Below are 2,581 nucleotides of genomic sequence, written 5' to 3' on the forward strand. Positions count from 1 at the left end.
ATTGTTTCTCAAGGAGATGATAACTCTCCTTATGGGAAGATACCAGAAAACTGGCTTCTCTCAACTCTAGATAGTGTATCCAATCTTTACACTGGAAACAGTATTAACGCTACTGAAAAGAAAAAATATTTTTCTGGAGTAGATGGGGTTAATTATATCGCAACCAAGGATGTCAATTTTGATAGCACTATTAATTATGATAACGGCATTAGAATTCCCGATAGATATTTATCAAAATTCAAAATCAGCTATTCCAATTCTGTATTGCTGTGCTTAGAAGGTGGTAGTGCTGGACGCAAAATAGGGTTATTGGAACAAGATGTTTGTTTCGGTAATAAATTATGTAGCCTATCCTTTTATTATGGAGAAAATAAATGGCTCTACTATTTTCTTCAAAGCCCGCAATTTCTCAGTGATTTTCAGGAGAGTAAATCTGGTATAATTGGTGGAGTTAGTATCAAAAATTTAGGAAACATAACAATTTCTCTACCTCCTCAAAAAGAACAGAAATGCACTAGTTCTAAAGTTGAGAAACTTTTTGAAAAAGTAAATCAACTTTGGAAATGATTCTTCTCATCTCTTCATGGTTAGAAATAGGGATTAATAACTCAGAAATACTGGTACTATTTAATGTTTTTCCTTTAATAGCATCTTTAGAATTGCCTGAAGTAGAGATAAGTGGCAAAAATATCATCAAGTAATCTCTGATAATATTTTCTTTATTAGCATAGGGGAATATCGATATAATAGCTTCATTATGAGTGGCAGGAATATCCAATATGGCGACTTTTCCAATAGATAATTTAAAACTCATTAATAAAGTTCCTTTAGGTGAAATGTCTATTTTCTTTGATTTTAATGCTAATTTAGAAATAGATTCTCTCGTATTAGTTACATAACCAGATATAGGCATATCTGATATAGATACCCAAGGTATTTCAGTTCCCCAAAAAGTAGCTTCACTGCGTGGAGGAGTTTTTCCTATTCTGAAGTTAACTAGGCTAGCAAATTTAATATATCTCCATGCTTCTGGGATTTCATATACAGGATAAGAGGTTGTTTCATCTTTGTTCCCATAAGGAGAGCCATAATCACAAAAATAGCAGAAAGTTTATCCGACTTCCTGCTATTTTTTACCAATTAACAATTTTATCTACAATATTTTGTTGTTCAGTAGCTGTTTTCCTTAGATAGATTCGAGTAGTTTCTATGCTTTCGTGTCCCATCAAATCTGCAAGCAAAGCGATATCGTTATACTTCTCTAAAAAATTCTTAGCAAATAAATGCCTAAAAGAATGAGGGTAAATTACTTTAGGATTCATTTTGTATTTATCCGCATAATTTTTTAACTGTTGAGCAACTCCTCTTGCTGTAATTGGTTCGTTAAATTTGTTCAAAAATAAGTAACCACTTCGGCGATTTTCTGTCTCTAACCATTTTAGACAACTATTTCTTAATCTTTTAGGAATGTACAGTCTACGAATTTTACCACCTTTTGAGTAAATATCAAAATAACCAATTTCAACATGTTCTACTTTTAATTTAATAAGTTCACTTACACGAGCTCCAGTTGCACCTAAAAACCATACAACAAAATGCCATTTTAAAATACCATCTTTTTTCAAACTACGTTTAAGAAAAAGATAATCAGCATGACTAATGACATCTTCTAAGAATGGCTTTTGCTGTACTTTGACAAATTTTAATTTCAAATCATCATGACCAATAAAAGCCAGATATTTATTTACTCCTTGTAGTCGCAAATTGATAGTTTTAGGTTTAAAATTGTCTAATAAATATCCTTTGTATTCAAATAAATCTTCCATTTTGAGTTCGTAATTTTCCAAGAAAAATCGAACACCATAAAGGTACGAACGCACAGTATTTTCAGCTAAACCAGCTTTCTTCAAATGTAATTCAAAATCTTTCAATGTAAAACTCCTATCTTATGTTTGATAGAAATTCCACCGCACGTAAAACTATTATACTAAATTAGTGCGTCAATGATATTGAAAGATTGTTCGATTTTATCAACGATTCTGGATTGTTCGGATAGTGGGGGGAGAGGAATTAGATATTCTTTTATAGTTTTCGTTAATAATTCTTTTTGTTTTGTACTACCCGATGCTTTTTCTTCAATAACTGACTGCACAATAGGAGAGGAAAGAAAATTATAGATGAAATGGTAGTTAATAAATCCCGATAAGACTCTTATGACTGTAACATGGCTATCTGCAACAGCCCATCCATAAGGATTTTTATTTTCACTGTAAATAGCTAATCTTCCTAACGTACCTAAACCTGTTGAATTCCACATTAAATCACCATCTCTTAATAATCTTTCTTCCTGATAACTATTAACTGTTTCAGGAGCAATAAATTTTGCTAAGTCAATGGAAAAACCAGACCATTGGTTACATTTCTGAGCAATCACAGGGTACATAGGAATATTTGAATATTTTGGAGATTTCCCTCGTTGAATGTAGGAGGTTATATCGTTTAACCTCACCCACTCCCAACTTACTGGTATTTCATAGGGTACTTCCTCATAAGGAGAGTTATCATCTCCTTGAGAAACAAT

3 protein-coding genes and 1 pseudogene are annotated in these 2,581 nt (G+C 32.1%); 1 reads left to right on the forward strand and 3 read right to left on the reverse strand.

The window, feature by feature from the left end; all coding sequences use genetic code 11:
- Positions 1 to 567: restriction endonuclease subunit S (locus HMPREF3249_RS00250; RefSeq protein ID WP_257368922.1), on the forward strand; the 567-nt coding region annotated here is incomplete at its 5' end.
- Here the strand turns inward: HMPREF3249_RS00250 and HMPREF3249_RS09110 are convergent.
- From HMPREF3249_RS09110 to HMPREF3249_RS00265, 3 genes and pseudogenes are all read right to left on the reverse strand, one after another.
- Positions 521 to 1,111: pseudogene (locus HMPREF3249_RS09110) on the reverse strand (restriction endonuclease subunit S); the annotation flags it as partial. The gene HMPREF3249_RS00250 and the pseudogene HMPREF3249_RS09110 sit on opposite strands and share 47 nt — an antisense overlap.
- 22 nt (positions 1,112 to 1,133) lie before the next feature.
- Positions 1,134 to 1,931, reverse strand: a complete 798-nt coding sequence (gene psrA / locus HMPREF3249_RS00260) for a tyrosine-type DNA invertase PsrA (RefSeq protein ID WP_059220839.1) — start codon at positions 1,929 to 1,931, stop codon at positions 1,134 to 1,136.
- Between the two features lie 56 nt (positions 1,932 to 1,987).
- Positions 1,988 to 2,581, reverse strand: a 594-nt coding sequence (locus tag HMPREF3249_RS00265) for a restriction endonuclease subunit S (RefSeq protein ID WP_070670263.1), incomplete at its 5' end; no start/stop codon positions are given.

Origin of the sequence: Streptococcus sp. HMSC36C04 (assembly GCF_001839535.1) — a bacterium.
Taxonomy (GTDB): Bacteria; Bacillota; Bacilli; order Lactobacillales; family Streptococcaceae; genus Streptococcus; species Streptococcus hominis.